At 41.6% G+C, this 3351-nt stretch carries 3 protein-coding genes and 1 pseudogene; 3 read left to right on the top strand and 1 reads right to left on the bottom strand.

Annotated features, from left to right (window positions below):
* The 3 genes and pseudogenes from ACOTX4_RS25590 to ACOTX4_RS25600 all read left to right on the top strand — a co-directional run.
* Positions 1–192 (top strand): annotated as a pseudogene (locus ACOTX4_RS25590) (restriction endonuclease subunit S); the annotation flags it as partial.
* A gap of 11 nt (positions 193–203) precedes the next feature.
* The gene (locus ACOTX4_RS25595; protein WP_131774184.1) at positions 204–443 is read left to right on the top strand and encodes a hypothetical protein; all 240 of its coding nucleotides are present in this window, start codon (positions 204–206) and stop codon (positions 441–443) included.
* Positions 436–3279, top strand: coding sequence for a type I restriction endonuclease subunit R (locus ACOTX4_RS25600; protein WP_421635503.1), 2844 nt, complete (start codon positions 436–438; stop codon positions 3277–3279). Before ACOTX4_RS25595 ends, ACOTX4_RS25600 begins: the two co-directional genes overlap by 8 nt.
* On the opposite strand, the gene ACOTX4_RS25605 is transcribed toward ACOTX4_RS25600, so the two are convergent.
* Positions 3273–3351, bottom strand: a 79-nt coding sequence (locus tag ACOTX4_RS25605; RefSeq protein WP_001401901.1) for an IS1 family transposase, incomplete at its 5' end; no start/stop codon positions are given. The genes ACOTX4_RS25600 and ACOTX4_RS25605 overlap by 7 nt on opposite strands.

Genomic DNA, 3351 nt, shown 5'->3' on the forward strand with positions numbered 1-3351 from the left:
CCTTTCATTCTGCCCCCCGAAGAGGAACAAATCCAAATTGCAAATTTTCTCGTCCAAAAGACAGAGCAAATCGACGAAGCGATTGCCCTTAAAGAACAACAAATCGAAAAAATTAAAGAATATAAAACAACTCTGATCAATAGCGTTGTGACAGGCAAAATAAAGATTTCGCCAGAGATGGTGAAGCGATAGGACTCCGTAAGATGTTTACGGTGAATTATCAAACCAGTCCAATTAAAGCCATGAAGCCCAGCGAGCATGGCTTTCGAGGCTTTAACGCACACAAACGCTTTAAGAAATGTACAGCACGCCGACCTGAAACACTAAGCAAAGAACTGCAGATGGTACTAGAGGAAGTTGGTTATGGTGGTGCCCGCGAAAATTTGAATATACTGGCACTAGATAGAGATGTTTTGAATAAGGGAGCATATAACCATGGTTAGTCAAACCAATGAACAAGCATTAGAGTCAACCATTGAAAAATGTTTGGTAGGTATCAGTACTGAAGAGCTAAAAGAGGGCTTAACCCCCCAGTTCCCCGGTGCAGGGTATGTCATTGGTGCTTCTAGTGACTTTAATATGCAATATGCAATTGATGAGCATTTTTTCTGGCAATTTCTAGAAAAGACACAGGAAGCTGAACTGACTAAATTACAAAAAAATAATCCAGCAGATTGGCAGCGCAAATTATTGGAAAGATTTGATCGGCTCATCAAAAAGCACGGTATTTTACACTTACTTAAGAAAGGATTGAATGTAGATGATGCTCATTTTATTTTGCTTTATCCGGCACCACTGGCGAGCAGTAGTGAGAAAGTAAAGCAAAACTTTGCTGGTAACGTTTTTAGTTGCACTAGGCAGGTACATTACTCGATAGCAAATCCTTTACAAGAAATAGACATGGTATTGTTCATCAACGGTATACCGCTGATCACCTTGGAATTAAAAAATGCTTGGACGGGACAAACGGCTCGCTACCATGGGCAAAAGCAATATCGTGACGATCGTGATACTACTCAGCCATTACTGACATTCGGTCGTTGTCTGGTGCATATGGCAGTGGATACGGACGAAGTCTATATGACCACGAAGTTGGCGGGAAAAAATACATTTTTCTTGCCGTTCAATAAAGGGCACAATCTTGGCCAAGGTAATCCCCCTAACCCAGCTGGCCACAAAACGGCATATCTATGGCAAGAGATATTCACCAAAGAAAGCCTGGCCAACATCATCCAACACTTTGTCCGTCTGGATCGCACAAGCAAAGAGCCATTACAGAAGCGAACCTTGTTTTTCCCTCGATACCACCAGTTAGATGTTGTCAGAAAATTGATAGATCATGCGGCCACTCATGGCGTTGGTCAGACATATTTAATTCAACATTCAGCTGGTTCTGGTAAGTCTAATTCAATTACCTGGGCTGCCTACCAACTTATTGAGACCTACCCTTCTACCGAAGCCGTGGCAGGTGGTAAAAGCCTGGAGCAGCCTTTATTTGATTCTGTGATTATCGTGACTGACAGACGCCTGTTGGATAAACAATTACGGGATAATATTAAAGAGTTCTCAGAAGTAAAGAATATCATTGCCCCAGCACACAAGTCATCTGAGCTTAAGCAAGCACTTGAAAACGGTAAGAAAATTATTATTACGACGATTCAAAAATTCCCGTTTATCATTGATGGTATTGCCGACTTAAGTGATAAGCGTTTCGCCGTGATCATCGATGAGGCACACAGTTCTCAATCTGGTTCAGCGCATGACAATATGAACCGAGCAATGGGTAAGACTGAAGTTGAAGAGACTGAGGATGCTCAGGATAAAATTCTTCAGGCAATGAAGTCGCGCAAAATGCGAGGTAATGCATCGTATCTGGCATTTACGGCAACGCCGAAAAACAGCACGCTAGAAAAATTTGGAGAGCGCCAGGAAGATGGTACGTTTAAACCCTTCCATCTTTACTCGATGAAACAGGCGATAGAAGAAGGTTTTATTCTGGACGTGCTTGCTAATTATACGACTTACAAAAGCTATTATGAGATTGAAAAATCAATAGCTGATAACCCCGAATTCGATACTAAAAAAGCCCAGAAAAAACTTAGAGCTTATGTTGAACGCAGTCAGCAGACTATTGATACAAAGGCAGAGATCATGTTGGAGCATTTTGTGCCTCACGTGGTAAATGCGAAAAAGCTCAAAGGCAAAGGAAAGGGGATGGTAGTTACTCAAAACATTGAGACTGCCATTCGCTACCACAAAGCCATCAAACGTATACTTGAAGAACAAAACAACCCATTCAAAATTCTAATTGCATTCTCGGGTACGAAAGAAATTGATGGAATTGAGTACACTGAAGCCGATATCAATGGCTTTGCCGAAACTGATACTAAAGATATGTTTGACACTGATGAATATCGACTTTTAGTTGTCGCCAATAAATATCTCACCGGATTCGACCAGCCAAAGCTTTGTGCGATGTATGTGGATAAAAAGCTAGCGAGCGTCTTGTGTGTGCAAGCATTGTCGCGACTCAATCGTAGTGCACCCAAGTTGGGAAAGAAAACAGAAGATTTATTTGTACTGGATTTCTTCAATTCTGTTGAGGAAATTCAGTTAGCATTTGATCCGTTTTACACAGCCACATCTTTGTCGCAAGCCACCGATATTAATGTGCTGCATGAGTTAAAAGACGAAATGGATGATGTGGGGGTTTATGAGTGGCTTGAAGTTGAAGAGTTTGTAGTTCGTTACTTTAATAATGAGGATGCCCAGACTCTTAGCCCGATAATCGATGTTGCAGCAGCTCGTTTTGACTGTGAGTTAGAACTCGAACCTGAAGCTAAAGTTGATTTCAAAATTAAAGCCAAACAGTTCGTGAAAATTTACGGGCAAATGGCCTCTATCATGCCTTATGAGATGGTAGCTTGGGAGAAACTGTTCTGGTTCTTGAAATTCCTCATACCTAAGCTGATAGTTGAAGATCCTGATGCAGATGCTATTGATGAGCTTTTAGACTCTGTTGATTTGAGTTCCTATGGATTGCAGCGTGTGAAGCTCAATCATACAATCAAGTTGAGTGATGAGGAAGCTGAGCTTGATCCGCAAAATCCAAATCCACGTGGAGCACATAGCGGTGAAAAGGAAAAAGATCCATTAGACGAAATAATTCGCACCTTCAATGAGAGATGGTTCCAGGGGTGGAGCGCTACGCCTGAAGAGCAGAAAGTGAAGTTTATAAACATTGCTGAGAGCATTCGGGTAATGACTCCAACTTATTGATAGTGTTTTATGTTCAGATAATGCCCGATGACTTTGTCATGCAGCTCCACCGATTTTGAGAACGACAGCGAC

The organism is Enterobacter cloacae complex sp. IR5459 (assembly GCF_049238005.1).
Lineage (GTDB): Bacteria > Pseudomonadota > Gammaproteobacteria > Enterobacterales > Enterobacteriaceae > Enterobacter > Enterobacter hormaechei_C.

Bases quoted from the DNA above. Each gene is read 5' to 3' on its own strand.
- ACOTX4_RS25595 (WP_131774184.1), top strand. From the start codon at position 204: ATGTTTACGGTGAATTATCAAACCAGTCCAATTAAAGCCATGAAGCCC.
- ACOTX4_RS25600 (WP_421635503.1), top strand. From the start codon at position 436: ATGGTTAGTCAAACCAATGAACAAGCATTAGAGTCAACCATTGAAAAA.